This window comes from Phycisphaeraceae bacterium, assembly GCA_019636655.1.
Lineage (GTDB): Bacteria > Planctomycetota > Phycisphaerae > Phycisphaerales > UBA1924 > JAHBXB01.
The window spans coordinates 465,934-484,256 of record JAHBXB010000001.1; the positions used below are offsets into that span (position 1 = coordinate 465,934).

General features: G+C 65.3%; 12 protein-coding genes. 4 read left to right on the forward strand and 8 right to left on the reverse strand.

The features are described 5' to 3' along the window. The first annotated feature begins 231 nt into the window (after positions 1 to 231). Positions 232 to 1,485, forward strand: a complete 1,254-nt coding sequence (locus KF745_02000; GenBank protein ID MBX3357178.1) for a YIP1 family protein — start codon at positions 232 to 234, stop codon at positions 1,483 to 1,485. Between the two features lie 13 nt (positions 1,486 to 1,498). Here KF745_02000 and dps read toward each other — a convergent pair whose 3' ends face one another. Next, positions 1,499 to 1,981 carry a DNA starvation/stationary phase protection protein Dps gene (dps, locus tag KF745_02005; protein MBX3357179.1) on the reverse strand — a complete coding sequence of 161 codons (483 nt, stop codon included), beginning with the start codon at positions 1,979 to 1,981 and terminating at the stop codon, positions 1,499 to 1,501. Positions 1,982 to 2,049: 68 nt separating this feature from the next. Here dps and KF745_02010 point away from each other — a divergent pair, with 68 nt between their 5' ends. Next, positions 2,050 to 4,002 carry a glycogen/starch synthase gene (locus tag KF745_02010; protein MBX3357180.1) on the forward strand — a complete coding sequence of 651 codons (1,953 nt, stop codon included), beginning with the start codon at positions 2,050 to 2,052 and terminating at the stop codon, positions 4,000 to 4,002. 6 nt (positions 4,003 to 4,008) lie between these two features. Here KF745_02010 and KF745_02015 read toward each other — a convergent pair whose 3' ends face one another. The 4 genes from KF745_02015 to KF745_02030 are packed head-to-tail and all read right to left on the reverse strand — an operon-like array spanning position 4,009 to position 8,392. Then, complete coding sequence (locus tag KF745_02015) at positions 4,009 to 4,761, reverse strand: N-formylglutamate amidohydrolase (protein ID MBX3357181.1); 753 nt, start codon at positions 4,759 to 4,761, stop codon at positions 4,009 to 4,011. Beyond that, positions 4,748 to 6,010 (reverse strand): hypothetical protein, encoded by a 1,263-nt coding sequence (locus KF745_02020; GenBank protein MBX3357182.1) that lies wholly within the window; start codon positions 6,008 to 6,010, stop codon positions 4,748 to 4,750. The genes KF745_02015 and KF745_02020 overlap by 14 nt, the downstream gene beginning before the upstream one ends. A gap of 35 nt (positions 6,011 to 6,045) precedes the next feature. Then, positions 6,046 to 7,533 (reverse strand): RimK family protein, encoded by a 1,488-nt coding sequence (locus KF745_02025; GenBank protein MBX3357183.1) that lies wholly within the window; start codon positions 7,531 to 7,533, stop codon positions 6,046 to 6,048. After that, a complete protein-coding gene (locus KF745_02030) occupies positions 7,511 to 8,392 on the reverse strand; it encodes a C39 family peptidase (GenBank protein ID MBX3357184.1) in 882 nt (293 codons plus the stop codon). The genes KF745_02025 and KF745_02030 overlap by 23 nt, the downstream gene beginning before the upstream one ends. Before the next feature lie 230 nt (positions 8,393 to 8,622). Between KF745_02030 and KF745_02035 the strand changes: the two genes are divergently transcribed. After that, complete coding sequence (locus KF745_02035; protein MBX3357185.1) at positions 8,623 to 10,701, forward strand: peptide MFS transporter; 2,079 nt, start codon at positions 8,623 to 8,625, stop codon at positions 10,699 to 10,701. 86 nt (positions 10,702 to 10,787) lie between these two features. Beyond that, a complete protein-coding gene (locus KF745_02040) occupies positions 10,788 to 13,133 on the forward strand; it encodes a hypothetical protein (GenBank protein MBX3357186.1) in 2,346 nt (781 codons plus the stop codon). Positions 13,134 to 13,150: 17 nt separating this feature from the next. On the opposite strand, the gene KF745_02045 is transcribed toward KF745_02040, so the two are convergent. The 3 genes from KF745_02045 to dnaG form a co-directional block, all read right to left on the reverse strand. Next, positions 13,151 to 14,344, reverse strand: coding sequence for an RtcB family protein (locus KF745_02045; protein ID MBX3357187.1), 1,194 nt, complete (start codon positions 14,342 to 14,344; stop codon positions 13,151 to 13,153). 12 nt (positions 14,345 to 14,356) lie between these two features. After that, positions 14,357 to 16,207: an RNA polymerase sigma factor RpoD gene (gene rpoD / locus KF745_02050; GenBank protein MBX3357188.1), complete on the reverse strand. Its 1,851-nt coding sequence runs from the start codon at positions 16,205 to 16,207 to the stop codon at positions 14,357 to 14,359. 123 nt (positions 16,208 to 16,330) lie between these two features. After that, entirely contained in the window at positions 16,331 to 18,202 is a 1,872-nt protein-coding gene (gene dnaG, locus KF745_02055; protein MBX3357189.1) for a DNA primase, read from the reverse strand. Positions 18,203 to 18,323: the final 121 nt, after the last annotated feature.

Here is an 18,323-nt window from a genome sequence, read left to right on the forward strand (position 1 = left end):
GCGATGCGGTGCAAGATGTGCAACTACTCGCTCTGGAATCTTCCCTCACGGACCTGTCCGGAGTGCGGGACGCCCTTTCGGCCAAGCGACTTCGACTTTGTGCCCAACAGCGTGCGATTCTGCTGCCCGGGCTGTCGCCAGGATTACTACGGCACGGGCTCGCGCGGTCATTTGGTTCCAGGGGAGTTTGCCTGTGTGCGGTGTGGCCGGCATCTTCACATGGATGACATGGTGCTGCTACCCACGGAAGGCCTGGTCGAGGAGCAGACGCAGGTCGACGTTGTGCCGTGGCTTGACCGCAAGCGGCGCGGCCGGCTCGTCGGGTGGATTACGACCGTAGGGCTGGCCCTTGGCATGCCGCGGCGGTTGGCAGGTGCAATCCCCGTGGGGCGAGGGACGGGAGCAGCCCTCGGGTTCCTTGTCGTCACGTCATTTGTCTACCTGGCCATCGGCCTTGCGGTTCCGGCGCTCGCCATGGCCGCGTTGACGGTTGCGGCGGGCCAGTTCGGGGCGCTCGTGTTGCTGCTGATCGGTCCGCTTCTTCTCATCGTTGCGATGGTGCTGTGGGCTCTTTGCACCCATCTGATCCTCGCGCTGACAGGAGGGACCCCGCGGGGTGTCTCAGGCACCCTTGCGTGCGCCTGCTACGCAAGCGGGGCAAATGTGCTTTTGGCCATCCCCTGTCTCTCGTTCTACATGATCCCTCTGGCGTGGATATGGAGCGCGATTGCTCTCAGCATCATGCTGATCGTGGCCCAGCGTGTCTCAGCTCTCCGCGGCATCCTGGCGGCCGTCATCCCGCCGCTGCTCCTGGTTTTGACAGGTGTAGGGCTCGTCGGCTTCGCCATCTGGACCACCACACAGCAGGTTGCTGCTATGGCGGCCACACAGTCTGGATCCGTCGCGGCGACCATGGCGATCGAGGCTGTAACCGACGGGATTATGGAGTTTGTGGAGGACAACGAAGGGTCGCTGCCGCCCCACGGTGTGGCGCTCGTTGCGGATCGGCATCTCTCGATTTCGGACTTGTACTCCAGTGGGATGCCGGCGGCACCGGACCGAATGGTGGCGGGCGTCGATCTGATCGACCTGGTCACGATGAGCCAGTCCGACAAGACGGCAGCGGTAGAGCGGGCGGCGGGGATGTTGCCGGATGGGGTCATTGCCCATCGGGTCGGTGACGTCGTGTTCGCCTACCACGGGATTGACATGGTCGATGAAGCAACTGACCCGCGGCTGTGGATCTGTGTGCTCGTACCAGAGAGTGGGGCTGGCCCGGCTACCCTCAGAATTATCCGGCGGATGGTTATGGTCGGGAGGGTTGACGGACAGACAGAAGGGTTCTCCAGCGATTCCTGGCCAGAGCAACTGAACCTTCAGAACGCCCTGCGCGCCAAGCACGGGCTTGCACCGCTGCCCGATCCACTCGGTGTGTCGCAGGATGCGCCGGTCGCGGCGACCACTGGGTTACCGTCTGGGTTGTAGCTAAATGGGGAAGCTACGCGTTCGCCTGTCCATGAGCCTCGACAAACCAAAGGGCCTTGTCCGTTCCTCGGGAGACCTCGGTGAAGATGTCCGCGGTGTTCTTGTCGCCGAGGCGGTCAGCCTGGTCGATGGCCTTTCGTGCTAGGGCGCCGAACGAGGCCAAGGCGGCAGAGAGCGCCGCAACATGCTGACGCCCGCCGGAGATGTTCAGGGGATACTCCCCCAGCGAGCTCTTCGCCGCCGCAACGCGGGCGGTGCCGAGCGGAGTGCCACCGAGTTGCGCCGTCCTCTCGGCGATCAGGTCGGCGAACTCGCTGACCTCACCCGAGATCCGGTCGAACAACTCGTGGAGCGCGATGAAGGACGGGCCCTTCACGTTCCAGTGGGCCTGCTTTACCTGTGTCTGTAGGTCAACGCAATCGGCCAACCGGGCGTTGAGCAACTCCACAACGGCTGTTCGAACCTTGAGCGGAAGGTCATTCTTGGTCTTGTGCATGGGCAAACTCTAGACCGGATCGGCACGCGGCGATCCCGCATCAGTGCCGGTCGGTACACTGTGACCGCATGCCCGATCGCCCATGGTACGAATCCGCTTTGAACCGCCTTCCCAGTCGTCCGGAGGGTGGAAGCGATGTGGTCGACAGCGAGCGTGCCCCTATGGGCGCGGTGCTCTTCGAGTTCTCATGGGAGGTCTGCAACCAACTCGGCGGTATCTACCAGGTTCTCCGGTCGAAAGCCAAGCGGATGGCCGAGCGGTGGCGCAATCGGTACTTCCTGGTTGGTCCCTACGTCGAGGCGCGGGCGGCGTTGGAGTTTGAGCCGAAGAAGCCGACGGGATGGATCGCCAAGGTGGTCGATGACCTCGGCGCACAGGGAGTCATCGCTCACCACGGACGGTGGCTCATCCCCGGACGGCCGCGAGTGCTGCTGCTGGAGTTCAGGCCCGGGCCGGCGGAGCTTCAGGAACTGAAGTACTTCGTATGGGAACACCATGGCATCGAGACTCCGGGTGATGTGTGGATGATCGATGGCGTCGTCGCCCTCGCCGAGGCGAGCCGGCGGCTCTTGCACGCTGTATCGCGCCGTTGGGCGGCGGCGAGTGAGGCCGATGCCGGCGCCGATGAGGGGCACCCATCGACGAGCGGGCCGTTGCGGCCCGGCCGTCGGGTCGTGGCGCATTTCCACGAGTGGCTGGCGGGTCTGGCGATTCCGATGATCCGCCGCGATGGGCTGCCCGTGGCGACGGTCTTCACCACGCACGCGACGATTCTCGGCAGGTCGATGGCGTGGAACGATGAAGCGTTCTACGACCACCTGCCTTGGGTGAACCAGGCCGAGGAGGCTGGGCGGTTCAACGTCCGATGCCAGCACGCAATCGAGCGGGCGGCGGCGCATGGGTCGGACGTGTTCACCACCGTCTCGCCGATTACGGGGGAGGAGTGCACGCATCTGCTCGGGCGCGGGCCGGACCTGATCCTGCCGAACGGGATCAGTGTCGAACAGTCTACGGTGAGCCACGAGTTTCAGAACGCGCACGGGCAGTTCAAGGACCGGATCCACCGGTTCGTTATGGGGCACTTCTTCCCGAGCTACTCGTTCGATCTGGACCGAACCCTCTATTTCTTTACGAGCGGCCGATTCGAGCCTCGGAACAAAGGATTCGATCTCTGCCTGGAAGCGATGGCCCGGCTCAACGCCGAACTCAAGGCGTCGAATCTCGGGGTGACCGTGGTCTTCTTCGTCGTGACACAGCGTCCGGTCGTGTCGCTCCAGCCGCGGGCGCTCGAGAACCGGGGGATCCTGCGTGAACTCCGCGCTGCATCGGATCGGATTGCCGGTGATATCGGAGAGAAGCTGTTCCGGGCGGCCGCATCGGGCTCTTACACGCGCCTGGACGACCTGGCGGACGAGTACTGGGCGTTGAGGTTGCGGCGGACGCTGGCGGCGATGCGTTCAGATCGGCCGCCGCTGCTGTGCACGCACGTGCTGGAGGACGAAGCCAACGATCCGGTGCTGAATCACATCCGCTCGCTCTGGTTTGCCAACAGCGCGGATGATCCGGTGAAGATCGTGTACCACCCGGCGTTCATCAACCCGGCGAATCCCCTGTGGGGCCTGGAGTACGAGCAGTTTGTTCGAGGGTGCCACCTGGGCGTGTTCCCGAGCGCGTACGAGCCGTGGGGCTACACGCCGGTGGAGTGCGTGATTGGCGGCGTGCCGGCGATCACGAGCGATCTGGCGGGCTTCGGAAGGTACGTCGAGGAGTACTACGGGGATCACGATCGATGGGGGCTCCGCGTGCTTAATCGCCGCGGCCGCTCCTATTCGGACGCCGCGGCGGACCTCGCCCGGATGCTCCTTGCCTACTGCCGGCTCGACCGCCGCGAGCGGGTCCTGCTGAGAAACGAGGTTCAGCAGCGATCCTGGGCATTCGATTGGGGCATGCTTGGTCAGGCCTACGACTGGGCGCACGACCTGGCGATGGCGCGAGCCGCGGCGGGCGCGGGCGGGCAGTAGATTCGTTCAGCGGTCGCGGGCCGCGGTGCCAAACGGTGGCTCGGCGAGTACGAGCCGAAGCGAGGCAATGACGCCGCGTTGGAGGTCGTTCCAAGGGCGTCCGGCGCGCCGAACGAATCTCTGATTGATCTCGAGCTCGATCCCGGCGTAGCGATCGGCTGGGAATCTCGTCCGCAGATGGGTCGTGAATCCGTCGTCCGTCCCGCGATAGGGGGCGTTGGGGCGGATGCGGAGACGCGGAAACTCCGCTCGCAGAGCCGCGAGCCAGCGGCGACACAAGACCCGCTCGGAGTCGCGACTGGGGTCGAAGAGGATTCCGACGTCGACAGACCGGCGCTGGCCCCGGATTACGGGCGTGAACGAGTGGACCGAGAGATGGACGGCGCCGGCTGAGCGCTGCAGGAGTCGAGCGATGTGGAGTTCAACCTGCCGGCGGTAGGGCGCGTAGTAGGTGGCGAGGATCGCCTTGGTCGCCTTCGCCGGGAGTGAAGAGGTGGCCGTCGAGAACAGGCCGTCATTGCCGATGGACCGGTTGAGGTCAACCACGAGGCGAGATGTGGCCGAGTAGAACAGCCGGGAACCGGTTGCCGAGCTGAGCCGACGGGCAAGGACAAGGGCTCCGGGATCCCAAGCACGGTGGGTGCGGAGCAGGCCGCGTCGGTTCGCGAACAACGGGGCACAGCGGGCGGGGATCCTGTTGCCGCCGTGCTCGCAGGTGACAACCAGGGCCCACGCCGAGTCGCAATTATCGTCCGGCACGGAACATCTCTCCCCGTGCCAGGCAATCGCAGAGCTCTGAATAGACGGCCCGAATCTCCTCGGCGGCTGGGTGCTGGCCCAGGGCGCGACTCAGTCGTGTCGCCAGCGTGCCCTCGCGCGTGATGACACCCAGCGACGGTATCCAGAGTGGAGCGTCCGGCGCGGGCGCCAGGCAGGACTCGATGAGGTGTGCCCAGAGCTCGCTGCCGGTCGCTCGGTCTTGCTTGTATCCGAGCGCGGCGAGATAGTCCCGGTCGGTAACGACTCCAGTGCCCGCCTGATGGATCATCGTCGTCAGGATCGGTTCGAGCCGCTCCACCGGCCACTGCTTCTGGTTCTCTGCAGGCTGCCAACGCTCTCCCACGATGTCGCGGAGCACCGCGACGATCGCGGCACAGATGGAAAGGTCGGCAAGCGGGCACTCCTGCACATCGAGAACCCGGATCTCGATGGCGTTCCGCATGAACCGCGCAATAGCGCCGCGGGCGTTGACCCACTCGAATCGGACGATTCCCTCTGGGTCAAGAGGCTCCAGGTCGCGGTAGATCCCCTCGAGCAGCTCGCCCTCGTAGCGGTCCTTGGTATAGATCGGCTCGGGGATGACCCGGCCGCTGACTGAAGGCACCCGGCGTGCGTTGGTCCGGTAGACCGCGAGGCGGTTGTCAGCGACTCCCGTCAACTTCCCGTCCATGATGGGAGAACTGGCCGCGAGCGCCGGCATGATCGGGAGCAGGAGCCTGATCGCGGCGTGCAGGCGACCAAACTGGTCGTCGCCGGCTTCGTGCGGGTCGGCAAACGGCAGGTTGAGGTGGACGCTCTGGAGGTTGGCCCAGCCGTGGCCGGACGTGCCGAAGATGCGGTCGAAGGCCGAGTAGATCGGTCCGTTGTCGTGGGGCCAGAGGCGCATCTCCTTGAGCGGATTCATCAGCGGGTGCATCGCCGAGGGCATCAGGCGGGCGCCGAAGGCCTCAAGGAGCGAGTTGACGCGGCCCACGCTGTCGCCGAAGCGAGCCGGCAGGGGAGCGAGCGACGCTTCGGGGCCGAGCGTCTTGAACTCGACGACGTGGAGCGCCAGCTCATTGGACCAGCCGAGCCCGGTCTCGGGCAGCTCGACGTCGGAGACGAACTCGGGCGAATCAATGTGCTTGCGAAGCAGGAGGTCCGCGATCGGCATCACGATTCCGGTGCGGGAATCGGTGATCATGTACTCCAGTTCGACCCCGAAGCCTTCGAACAGTCCTAGCGACACGATTCGACCTCGCTTTCAGAAGAGTGCGAACCGATCTAGCGAGCGGCAGGCTGGGGACTACCGGGCCCACGACGGCCGGCCATCGCCCGGTCGAAGAGCACCTGCATGACCGCGAGGTAGAGGTCACCCTTGAGGTACCGGTCCTCGTAGCCCGAATCAATATTGGGATTGTCGTTGACTTCCATGACGTAGCACTTCCCCTTCACCTGCTTGAGATCGACACCGTAGAGCCCGTCCCCGATGAGGTTAGCGGCCTTGACGGCCAGATTGACGACCCGTTTCGGGGCCTCCGACACCGCCATGGTCTCCACCTTGCCAAAGTCCTTCTTCCCGGCGCTGTCGGTCTGGACGATCTGCCAGTGGCCGCGCGCCATGTGGTACTTGCTCACGAACAGGGGTTTCCGGTTGAGCACGCCGACGCGCCAATCAAACTCGGAAGGGAGGTACGCCTGGGCGATGACCAGGTCGGACTTCGCCAGCATGGCCTGAAGAGCACGGTCCAGCTCGTCGGCCGTGCTCACCTTGACGACTCCGCGGGAGAACGCCCCGTCGGGAGTCTTGAGGACACATGGATAGCCAACCCACAGCGGGACCTGATCGATATTGTCGCGGTGGACGATCATGGTGCGAGGGCTCGGTACCCCGTGGCGGTCGAGCAGCTCGGCGAGGTAGACCTTGTTGGTGCAGCGGACGATCGACAGTGGGTCGTCGATGACGGCGAGCCCCTCGGCCGCCGCGCGCCGGGCGAAGCGGTAGGTGTGGTGGTTGACTGCGGTCGTCTCGCGGATAAAGAGGGCCTCGAACTCGGCGAGCCGCCCGAAGTCATCCTTTCCGATGATCTCTGGATCAAACCCGACGGCCTTTGCCGCCTTGACAAAGCGATCGATGGCACCCTTGCTCGACGGGGCGCTTTCCTCGTCGGGGTTGTAGAGGATGGCGAGATCCAGTCGCGGGCTCTCGGGTACTTTCTTGGGAGCCCGGCGCGTGAGGAAGTACTGGTTCGCCGCGTAGAGCATGAACAGCCAGTGCTCGGTCGGGATCTCGCTCGCGGGGATGGGGTTGATGCTCCGCAGTTCCCAGCGGCCCTCGTCGTGTGTGAACTTCGCGCGCAGGAGTGGGGCTGGAAAAAGGTTGAACAGGGCGAGCGCCAGGCGGTCGTACCGCTCCGCGATGTTCCGGCCAAAGTAGATACTGAGATCGAAAGTGGGGGACTGGATGTGCGAGAAGGATTTCTGGATCAGCGAATCGAGATCATCGCCGGCCAGGCGGATCATCGTCTGGAGTTTGAGGTCCTGGATGGTGGTGATGCTCGGCAGTGGTTTGTGGCCGCGAGCCGCGGCGAGGAGCGATACGTAGTAGCCGAAACTCTGGTAGCGATACGATCGGCAGAGGTTGAAGACCTTGGCGCCGCGCAGGTCGCTGTACTGAGGGTCGGACAGGTAGGCGCGTGCCGAAACCAGTTCCACGCCCGGGGTGTCCAGCGGCCAGTCGTTCGGGTTGTTAACGACGATCAGGATGTCCATCGGAGTCCCCCGCGCCTCGTGCTCGTGTCCCGCCGCGGGAAGATTGGGCTTCCGCCGAGCGTGGGACCGGTTTGGTGTCCTGCCTGGCTGCCTTGCCTGCTTTGGGGGCCGTGCCCCGGTCGGTCGCGCTGCCCTTGCTAGCGTCGGGCGAGCCTCTGCCTAGTGGCTCGAGGATTACCAGATCCGGGTCGTAGGTGACGATCCCGAGGAGGATCGAGCAGATGACCCGTTCCACATCGATCTCGTAGAGGTGGCTCTCGAACCACGGGTTCGGGTGCAGCGGGTCGGCCACCAGCACCTTCCGGCTGGCTTCGTCGTAGCCGCAGAGCACGACGAAGTGGCCCGCGGGGTCGCCCCGGACGTCGTCGTAGTCCGACTTTGGCCCGTACTCCCGTGGTGCTCGGTAGAGGTAGGTCGCGCTCAAGCCGGTGAGGATGGGAACACCCCGAGAGAGGTGCCGGACCAGCAGGTCCGTCGTCAGGTCCTCGAACTCCAGCCGGCCTCCACGTGTCAGGAACTCAAGGTACCCCTCGGTTGCGGCCTGGAGCCGCTTTTTTTGCTTATAGCGGGCCTGCGCGGCGAGCTTCGCCGCGAGTCCGTCCTGACCTGATTCAAACCAGGTTGGGTCGAACATGCGGACGTTGTAGGTGTAGATCGTCGCCTTGAAGCCCCTCCGGAGGGCATGGCAGGCGAGGATGACCGCAAGGGTGCCGCCATTTTCAAGTCGACGGACTTCGCGGAGCAACTGGTCCAGGGGCAAGTCGCGGCGGAAATACCGATAGACAGCGTGCAGGCAGGTTGGGCCGCAGGCGGTCTCGTCCGGTTGCGGGAGGATGTCGAGGCGGAGCTTGTTTTGCATCCGGCGTGGCGTCCGAGCGTCGGCGGAGAGTGTAGCTGGTCACAGCCACACCAAGCCCGGGTGCCAGCCTGCCCCGGACTCGCTGCCGATGCGGGGATTGGACACAGCGGCGGCAGGCAGCCGACAAGGGCGGGAATGCGGGCCCGGATTGGGCCACCCCGGCCGTGCGGGGAGCGAAGACGGTTGGTATCGTGGAGGGATCCGGCGTCCTGCCGGGAGAAGAGGATTCCATGGCGGATACGAAGAACCCCGGTTTGGGCGTCGGCGTGCAGCAGAGCGGGAGCACCATCATGGGGCACCCGCCGGGCTTGTTCCTGCTGTTCCTGGTCGAAATGTGGGAGCGGTTCAGCTATTACGGCATGCGGGCGCTGCTCACGCTGTACCTCGTCGCGGTGATCTCAGCGAAACAGGTGGGGCCGGGGACATACGAGAACACCCTGGTCTTCGAAGAAAAGCCTCTCCAGCCCACGCAGGCCATCGCCGCGCAGGAGCGGACGATCCTGCTGGACATCGGCGACGCCAAGCCGGCCGTTCCACCGGCTCCAAAGCCGACCGGGAACCCGGTTCTGGTGATCCGACCGGCCAAGCAGGTGGCGGATCCCTCGGATGCGAGCAAGCAAGTCTGGGTCGCGGCGGACGATGCGGACTCGGGGTATCACACCGTGAGCGGCCCGGAGGGCGGGCCGTTTGTCGGCGGCGAGTTCGGGTATGTCGTGACGAATCCGACCGATGTGCCGGTGTCCTGCGTGATCAAGCTCGAACGTGGAGTGGACGGCACCAAGCAGACATTCTTTACGATCAACGACAATGCCGAACTGGTGACGGCGGAGATCAAGCCCGACAAGAGCCTGGGCACTGATCGTCCGTTCGTCGCGGTGCTGGCCTTGAACTCCCACGACAGCGGGCGAAACTGGAGCGAGGGCTCCGCAAACACGCTCTACGGCTGGTACACGGGCCTGGCGTACCTGCTGCCCATCCTCGGCGGCCTGCTCGCGGACAAGCTCATCGGTACGCACCGGTCGATGGTCATCGGGAGCATCCTGATCGCCATGGGGCACATCATCCTGGGCGTATCCGGATTCGGCGAACTGGCGCTCAACGCGGTGGGGATGTCAACCTTCATCGGCGGACTCGCGGTGATTGTGCTCGGCACCGGCTTCTTCAAGCCGACGGTGTCGGTGATGGTCGGGCAGTTGTACGGTCAGGACGATCCACGCCGGGACGGTGCTTTCACCATTTTCTACATGGGCATCAATCTCGGTGCGTTCCTCTGCGCCTACGTGTGCGGCACGCTTGGTGAGAAGGTCGGCTGGCACTGGGGCTTCGGGTCTGCCGCGGTCGGGATGCTCCTGGGGATGTGCCTCTACCTGTGGGGGAAGCCGCGGTATCTCATCGGTATCGGCGAGGCCCCCCGGGCGGGGGCGTGGCGGAATGCGATGATCTTCCTCCTCCTTTCGCTCGTGGCCTCGGCGCTCTTCGGCTACCTCTACCACTCGGGGATGACCCGCACACTGAACAGCGGCGTCGAGTACCTGCAATCCAGGCCGCCACTCGGCTGGGCAGTCGTCGCGGCGCTGTTGGCGATCATCCTCGGGTGGGTCGGCTGGTTCCTCGCGAACAACCGGCCCGAGGATCGTGGCCCGGTGATCACGATCTTCGTGTTCATGCTCTTCAACGCCGTGTTCTGGATGGGATTCGAGCAGGCGGGATCGAGCATCAACCTCTTCACGAAGCAGAACACCGATCGCGATCTGTTCGGATTCGAGATCCCGGCCTCGTGGTTCCAGTCCGTGAATGCCGGACTGATCTTCATCATGGCGCCCTTCTTCGCCTGGCTCTGGACCGCTCTGGGCCGCAGGAAACTCAACCCGAGCCAGCCCATCAAGATCTTCCTTGGCATCTTCTTCCTCGGCGTCGGCTACCTGTTCATGGTGCGTGCCGGGGCCATCGCCGCAGGCGGCGCGGCCAAGGCCGGCATGATGTACATCTTCCTGCTCTACTTCTGGCACACCGTCGGCGAGTTGTGCCTCTCGCCGACCGGCCTGTCGTACGTCACCAAGGCCGCGCCCGTGAAGTTCGTCTCGCTCCTGATGGGCATCTGGTTCGTGTCGTCGTTCATTGCCAATCTCGGCGGCGGATTGGTCGCCGCCCAGGTGAAGGCTGTTGAGCAGGGCGACTACAAGCTGCCGTGGAACTTCGGCGGGCAGGGGGACTTCTTCTTCCTGTTTGTCGTGGCGTGCTCGGTTGCGGCGGCGCTCATGCTCGTGCTGACCCCATTCCTCAAGAAGCTGATGCGGCCGGGAACCTGATGATGCAGCAGGCCTGATTGCCTGATCACTCAACCGCCCCGATTCCCCGCGGTATCCTCCATGGGGAAGACCCACAGGGGACACCCATGCAGCGAGCGTGGCTTTTTTGCATCGCCGTACAGTTGTGCTGCACCCCATTGTGGGCCCAGCCCGTCAAGGCGCCGGGGAATCTCGACTTTGAGTCGGGGGCTCCCGGCAGCGCGCCGCCAGGGTGGTTCGTTCCTACTCCCGGCATCAAGGCCTCCATCTCGGATCACGGCGCCGTTGAGGGCGCACAGTGTCTCCAGATCGTCGGCAGCCGGAAGGGCCGGGAGGCTCCGTTCGGCAACGTCATGCAGATGTTCGACGCGGCCGCGTTCCGCGGCAAGCGGGTCGCTCTCTCCGGCCAAGTCAGGATCGAGCGGCCCGAGGGCTCGGATGCGAGAGCCCAGCTCTGGCTGCGGGTGGATCGGGCGCCGGAAGCCGGGGGGAATCCGCGGCCGGGATTCTTCGACAACATGAACGACCGTCCGGTCACCTCCGATCTATGGTCGCAATGCGTGATCGCCGGTCCCGTTGCCGATGACGCCACGGCGATCGCAATCGGATGCCTTGTCATCGGGGCCAACGAGGGGGTCACCGTCTGGGTCGATGGGCTCTCGTTCGGCGTGGATGACACACCCCGGATTGTCGATCCGCCCGCTCCGGTCTCCGACCGCGGCATGGAGAATCTGATCGCGTTGGCCAGGCTGCTCGGCTACGTGAGGTACTTCCATCCCTCCGATCAGGCCGCAAAGGCCGATTGGGACGCGATCGCGATCGAGGGGGTACGCAGGGTCGAGGCCGCCCGTGATGCCAACGACCTCGCCGCGAGTCTCAGGGCGTTGATCTTGCCTTACGCGCCGACCGTCCGGATCGAGACGGAACCTGTCGAAGCACCCGACGCCGACGCTCTGAAGCAGCTCGCAAACGGCGACCGCGAGCCGCGTGAAGGGGAGAGTGGCGTCCAGGAACCGGGATTCGTCATCGCGTGGCGGCACCACGGCCTCGGCCCGCAGCTCGCGGGGCTGGGGAAGGACGCCAAGACGATCTACCGAAGTTCCCGTGTGCGCCGTCCAATCGGGGAGGATCCCGGGTCTTCTCCGATTCCGCCGCTCGGCGCGGCCATCGCCGCCGACCTTGGCGGCGGGGTGTGGTGCTCGGTGCCGATTACTCTGTGTGCCGACTCCCGCTCCACCCTGCCGGTCGTCGATGAGCCGGCGAGCCCGCGTGACGCATGGCCCGTCCGCTGGCGCCCCTTGGGTGACGATCGCGCGGTTCGCCTGGCGGATGTGATCCTGTGCTGGAATGCGCTCCAGCACTTCTATCCGTACTTCGATGCGGTCGACTCCGACTGGGCCGCTGAACTTCCTGCCGCCCTCCGGCGGGCCGGGATGGACGCGGACGAGGGGGCATTCGTGGACACGCTGCGGCGCATGCTGGCCGCCCTTCACGATGGGCATGTGCATGTGGGGCACGCCTCCCGGGCCTCCGCCTACACCCTCCCGATCGCGTGGGATTGGGTTGAGGACCAGCTGGTCGTCACCCAAGTAGCCGAGGCCGCGGATGGGCCGGAGAGGGGCGATGTTGTTGTCTCAATCGACGGGGTGCCAGCAAGGACCGTGTTTGACGAAGCCCGGGCGCTCACCTCTGGGGCGACGGCGGGCTGGATCAACCACCAGGCGCTCCAAGAGATGCTCAGGGGCGATTCTTCGCGGCCGGTCCTGCTTGTTCTTGAATCCCCGGGTGGAGCGCAGCGTGGGGTGGCCCTGCCGCGGGCTGTCCGGGAGACGCCGGTCGTTGAGCCTCGGCCGAAGCCGATCGCCGAGCTGAGTCCGGGGATCTGGTACGTGGACATCGATCGGATCGACGATGCAGCGTTCCGAGGGGCCCTGCCGGACCTGGAGAAAGCCGCCGGGATCGTCTTCGATCTGCGTGGATACCCGGGCAAGCTCTCGACAATTGTCCTGGCCCACTTGATCGACACGCCGATCACCTGCTCGCGTTGGAATGTCCCGATCATCACGTGGCCAGATGGGCTCCACCGGGATTTTGAGTTCTCGAACTGGACGGTTCGGCCAGCGCGGCCGCGGCTGAAGTGCCCGACCGCATTCATCATCGACGGTCGGGCGATTTCCTATGCCGAGACGTACATGGCCATGGTCGAAAACTACGCCCTTGCACGCATCGTCGGCCAGCCCACGGCAGGGACGAACGGCAACGTCAACTCGCTCCTCTTGCCCGGCGGCTACTCCGCCTCGTTCACCGGTATGAAGGTACTGCGTCACGACGGCTCCCAGTACCACGGCAAGCCCGTCCAGCCGACGGACCCGGTCAATCGCACACGCACAGGGATCATCGAGGGAAGGGACGAACTGCTTGATCGGGCTGTCGAGATCGTGTCGCCCGATTAGTCGCCGGCTAGCCGGCATCAGTCTTCCGGCCGTTCACCCTCGGGCGCCATCTTGACGATCCTCGGGTCGAAGCGGGCGATGACCTCGACCAGATCTGACTGGTGCGACATCACCTCGTGGATGTCCTTGTATGCCCCCGGCACCTCGTCCGAGCCTGCTGAAAGGACTTCGACCCCGTGAGTCTCCAGATCCTTGGCGACTGTCTTGATTCGGTACTGCTCGCGGGCCCTTGTGCGAGACATCGCCCGCCCCGCGCCGTGGCTCGCCGACAGCAGCGATTCACGGGAGCCCCGCCCCCGCACCACAAACCCCGGCGAAGCCATCGTTCCAGGGATGACTCCCAGCACGCCAACTCCGGCCGGTGTTGCGCCCTTTCGGTGCACAATCAGATCTCGCTCCCCACGGCCGTCTCCAGGGTCGTGGCGCTCCTTCCACGCGAAGTTGTGGTGATTCTCGATGGACGCCAGCGGGTCCGCGCCAAGCTCTCTAAGGATTCGCCGGTGGATGACCTCGTGGTTCGCCGCGGCGTACGCGCCCATGAGGTTCATCGCGTCCCAGTACTCGCGGCCTTCCTGCGAGTCCAGGTCGAGCCAGGCAAGATAGCGAAGGTCCTTGGGCAGGTCGTCGTGCAGGCTCATCGCCAGGCGAGAGTAGTGGTTGCAGACCGCCGCGCCAGTGCCGCGGCTGCCGCTGTGGGAGAGCAGGGCGAGGTACTCGCCCGCCACCAGCCCAAGGTCGGGCTTCTCCAGGGTGAGCGTGCCATACTCGACGAAGTGGTTGCCGGATCCGCTGGTCCCCAGCTGCGACCAGGCCTTGTCCTTGCCCTCGCGGGTGACGCGGCTGACGGTCCAATCAAGGTCAAGAACCTCGTGCTCGGCCCGTCGCTGGAGTGTGCCGCCGACGCCGAAACACGTCTTGGACTCCAGCGCATGGATCAACTGCTGCCGTTCGGCGGGCTTTGCCAGGCTTGTCGACGGAATGTCGAGAACGGTTAACCTCATCCGGCAGGCGATATCAACCCCGACCGCGTAGGGAATGACAGCGTTCTCGGTCGCGAGAACTCCCCCGATGGGCAGGCCGTACCCCTGGTGGGCGTCCGGCATCAGCGCGCCAACCACCGCTACCGGAAGCCGGCAGGCGGCCTCCATCTGTGAAACGGCGCCCTCCTCGAGGCCGGCACCCCAGACTCTCCATTTGGCGCTGCCAGTCATGCCGGCGGAAACTCAGTCGACGATTTCACCGCTCTCGACTTCGCTGCCGTCAACAAAGCCCTCAAGCTTGCGCGCACGCACGGGGTGCTGGAGCTTGCGGATCGCCTTCGCCTCGACCTGCCTGACGCGCTCGCGTGTGACCTTGAAGATCCGCCCGACCTCCTCGAGCGTGTACGTGTACCCGTCGCCGATCCCGTATCGAAGCTTGATGATCTCCCGCTCGCGATAGGTCAGGCCGCGCAACACGTGCTCGATCCGGTTGCGGAGCATCTCCTGCGCCGCCGTATCGGATGGGGAGCCCTGACGCTCGTCCTCGATGAAGTCACCGAAATAGGAGTCCTCGCTCTCGCCGACGGGACGGTCGAGCGACACGGGGTGGCGGCTGATCTTCATTACGCGCCGGACTTCCCACACGTTCATCCCGGCCTTTTCGGCGAGTTCCTCGATCGTCGGCTCCCGGCCAGTCTCCTGGAGCAGCAGTTTCTGGATGTTCCTCAGCCGCGTCATCGTCTCGATCATGTGGACGGGAACGCGGATCGTCCGCGCGTGATCGGCAATCGCCCGCGTGATGGCCTGGCGGATCCACCACGTCGCGTAGGTGCTGAACTTGTAGCCCCGCTTGTACTCGTACTTGTCGACCGCGCGGAGCAGGCCCGTGTTGCCCTCCTGGATCACGTCGAGGAAGGGCAGGCCGCGATTGCGGTACTTCTTGGCGATCGACACGACCAGACGGAGGTTGCCCCCGGCGAGGTCCCGTTTAGCCTGCTCGTACTCCCAGAAGACGGTCTCGATGTCCTTGATCCGGCGGGCCAGGTCGTCGGGCTCCTCCATCAACAGCGACCTCAGGCCGTTCAGCTCGTCCCGGATCACCTGCACATCGTCGGCCTCGTACCGCTTGGGCATCCGCTCGGCGCGGCGAAGTTCCGACTGGAGGTCCCGCATCTTGGTGTTCATGCTCCGCAGCCGCTTCATCAGCGGGATGATGCGGCCGGTCCGGAGGCTCAACTCCTCGGTGAGCGCCGCCATCTTGCGGCGTCTTGTCGAGATCCGCTCGCGCAGCTCGGTCGCCCGATTCTGGTCGCCGGCTTGGCGCGCCTGTTCGAGAGACTCCCAGTCCGTCCGGTTCAGCGAGAGCAGTTTGTCCAGTGTCCTGAGGTTGTACGGGATACGGAGCGTGATCTTGCCCTTCGCGTTCTCCTCGGCCGTTGAGATGCGCATCGTCCGGTCAAACGGCAGGGAGCCGTCTGCGACTTGCCGCAGCATGTCCACAGCTTGAACGACCGCATAATCGTTCTCGAGCACGCGCCGCCGGAAAATCATCCGCGTCGTCTCGATCTTCTTGGCGAGCCGTACTTCCTCGTCACGGGTGAGCAGCGGGATCGATCCCATCTGCGAGAGGTACATCCTCACCGGATCGTCGATTCGCTTGGCATGCCCCCCCTCCGCGAGCGCCGCAGCGAGTTCGTTTCGGATCGCTTCCTCTTCAGGGTCTACCGCCGCCTTCGCCGGAACAGGCCGCTCGGCGACGATCTCCTGGCCGTTCGGGAGTGTCATCCGGAGCCAGCCCGGTTCCTCCATCCGCTCGCCGCCCGGGACGCTCATCGCGCGGGCGCTCCTCGCCAGCGCCGCCGGGGTCTGCCGCGCCTCGGGCGATGCGACGCTCGCGCCGCCGCGCTTCTTGCTCTCCCTCCACCGGCGCGCCCTGTATTCCATCTCGTCGATCAGCTCAATGCCAAGCTGGTCCAAGTGCACGAGCAGTTCGTGCAGACGCTCGGGGTCGACCATCTCGTCGGGGAGGGTGTTGTTCAACTCCTCATAACTGAGCCACTTGCGCTCACGGCTCACGTCGACCAGCTGCGCCATCGCTGGATGAAGATCACAGATCACATGCGTCTCCTGACCGTTCCGCTGCAGACCAACCTCGTCCCTGTATCCTTCGCGGTGGACCGCTCACGCGTCGGCCCACCGTGCATTTTTCTTTGCCCCCTACGACGCCCTGGGCATGGCTCTCCGGTCCGTGCCAACGTCCGCCGCGCGACGCCGGAGCGACTCCAGACGCGCGGCCGCATCGTCCCATCCAGAAGAAGGAGGCGCCGACACGCCATCGTGCCCGCGCCGTGCCTCGTCCAGCCATTCCTTCCACAGCCGTCGGACGGCCTCCAGGTTCCGTTCCGCCAGGCGATCCACCTCGGAGGCCAGCCACGTCGCGATGTGCTGGGATTCGACGTCCTCGAGTCGCGACAGGACGGCTGCAAGCGACGGGGGCTCACCCTCGTGCACCAGCTGCTCGACAGCCCCGGACACCGCCATGTCGTCCTTCGTCGCTCGCGAATCCGGTGGCCAGATCAGCCCACGATCACGATCAGACAACGCGTGGACCAGTTGTGGATCGCAGAGCAGACACCCGATCAACCGCTCTCTTCCGTTCATCCGGCGGCGACGCTCGGGAGGCTCGTGGGTGCTGTCCGACACCGAGCCCGCGGAGCGCCGCTGGCCCCCGGCTCGGTCGGTACGGCTCCCAATGCTGCCGAACAGCACGTCCGATTCCACTCCGGTGAGTTGCGAGAGCCGCCTGACGATCATTTGCCGGAATGCGGGCTCGATGCGATCCAGGCCGAGGTCGGCAAGGCGGGCAATAAACTCCTCGACGATCCGGCTCTGGGCCGCCACCCCCCGGTTTGACATCTCCGATTCGACCCGTGAGAGCAGCATCCGGAACGGGTCAACGGCGCGGGCGATCGCCTCCCTGAATGTCGCGGCGCCACCCTCCCGTTTGAGGAGTTCATCCGGGTCCTTGGCGTCGGTGACATCTGAGAGCCTTGCAATCCGGAGGTCCACGCGCTCCGAGAAGAAGACCTCAACAGCCCGCTGTGCTGCGCGCTGACCCGCCTCGTCGCCGTCGAACAGCAGCACGATCGCCTCGCACTGGCGGCGGAGCAGGCGGGCGTTGCCCGCGGTCATCGCCGTGCCCAGAGTTGCGACCACGTTCCGCACTCCGGCGGCGTGGCACGCAATGACGTCGATATACCCTTCGACCACGATCGCCGTGCGGGACGATTGGATGGCGCGAGCGGCCTGGTGCAGACCGTAGAGCGTCGCGCCCTTGTCGAAGACCGGTGACTCCGCGGAGTTGAGGTACTTCGCATCCTCGGTGCCGTCCGGCCGTTTCGCATCGCTCAGCCGGCGACCGCCGAACGCGATGACGCGGCCGATCTGGTCATGGATCGGGAAGATCAGGCGGTCCCGGAACGCGTCGTACGAGCCGCCGTTTTCCCGTCGCTTGAGCAGGCCCGCGGCGACGAATGCGTCATGCTTCATCCGCTTCGCATCGATCGTCTTGACGAGCCCGTCCCACATCGCCGGAGCGGCGCCAAGGTCGAACTCGCGGACCATTTCCGGCGGGATCCCGCGCCGAGCAATGAGATCCCTCGCCCCCTTCCCGTGCTCCTCGTGCCGCAGGATCGTCCTAAAGAAGTCGCACGCGGTGAGGTTCGCGGCCAGCAGGCTCTCGCGCGCGGATCTCGCGGCCTCATCGGCCCCTGGCGACGAGTGCCGCCGGGGCGTGAGTGTAATGCGGGCACGCTGCGCCAGATGCTCCAGTGCCTCGCGGAAACTCATCTTGTGGAAGTTGCGGACGAAGGTCAACGCGTCGCCGCCGGCGCCGCACGCGAAGCAGTGGAAGATGCCCTTGTGCGGCACAACGTGCATCGACGGAGAGTGATCGTCGTGAAACGGGCAGAGGCCGACGAACTCCCGCCCCTTCGGCCGGAGTGCAACGTGCTCGCCCACGAGCTGGACGAGGTCTGTTGCCTCCAGCACGCGCTGCCGATCGTCTACGTATCCCGGTCCTGTCGTCACGGGGATCAGTCTTCCTGACATTCCGGGCCGCTCGCCGTCTCCGACATAGACGCCTGAGCGCCGTCCACGCGATTCTTCCTCAGCCCGCGTTCTGTCCGCACCGCGCGGGCACGACCTCAAA

Excerpts from the sequence above, each read along its gene's own strand:
- dps (MBX3357179.1), bottom strand. The coding sequence starts at position 1,981 with ATGCACAAGACCAAGAATGACCTTCCGCTCAAGGTTCGAACAGCCGTT.
- KF745_02010 (MBX3357180.1), top strand. The coding sequence starts at position 2,050 with ATGCCCGATCGCCCATGGTACGAATCCGCTTTGAACCGCCTTCCCAGT.
- KF745_02025 (MBX3357183.1), bottom strand. The coding sequence starts at position 7,533 with ATGGACATCCTGATCGTCGTTAACAACCCGAACGACTGGCCGCTGGAC.
- KF745_02030 (MBX3357184.1), bottom strand. The coding sequence starts at position 8,392 with ATGCAAAACAAGCTCCGCCTCGACATCCTCCCGCAACCGGACGAGACC.
- KF745_02035 (MBX3357185.1), top strand. The coding sequence starts at position 8,623 with ATGGCGGATACGAAGAACCCCGGTTTGGGCGTCGGCGTGCAGCAGAGC.
- KF745_02040 (MBX3357186.1), top strand. The coding sequence starts at position 10,788 with ATGCAGCGAGCGTGGCTTTTTTGCATCGCCGTACAGTTGTGCTGCACC.
- KF745_02045 (MBX3357187.1), bottom strand. The coding sequence starts at position 14,344 with ATGACTGGCAGCGCCAAATGGAGAGTCTGGGGTGCCGGCCTCGAGGAG.
- rpoD (MBX3357188.1), bottom strand. The coding sequence starts at position 16,207 with ATGGCGCAGCTGGTCGACGTGAGCCGTGAGCGCAAGTGGCTCAGTTAT.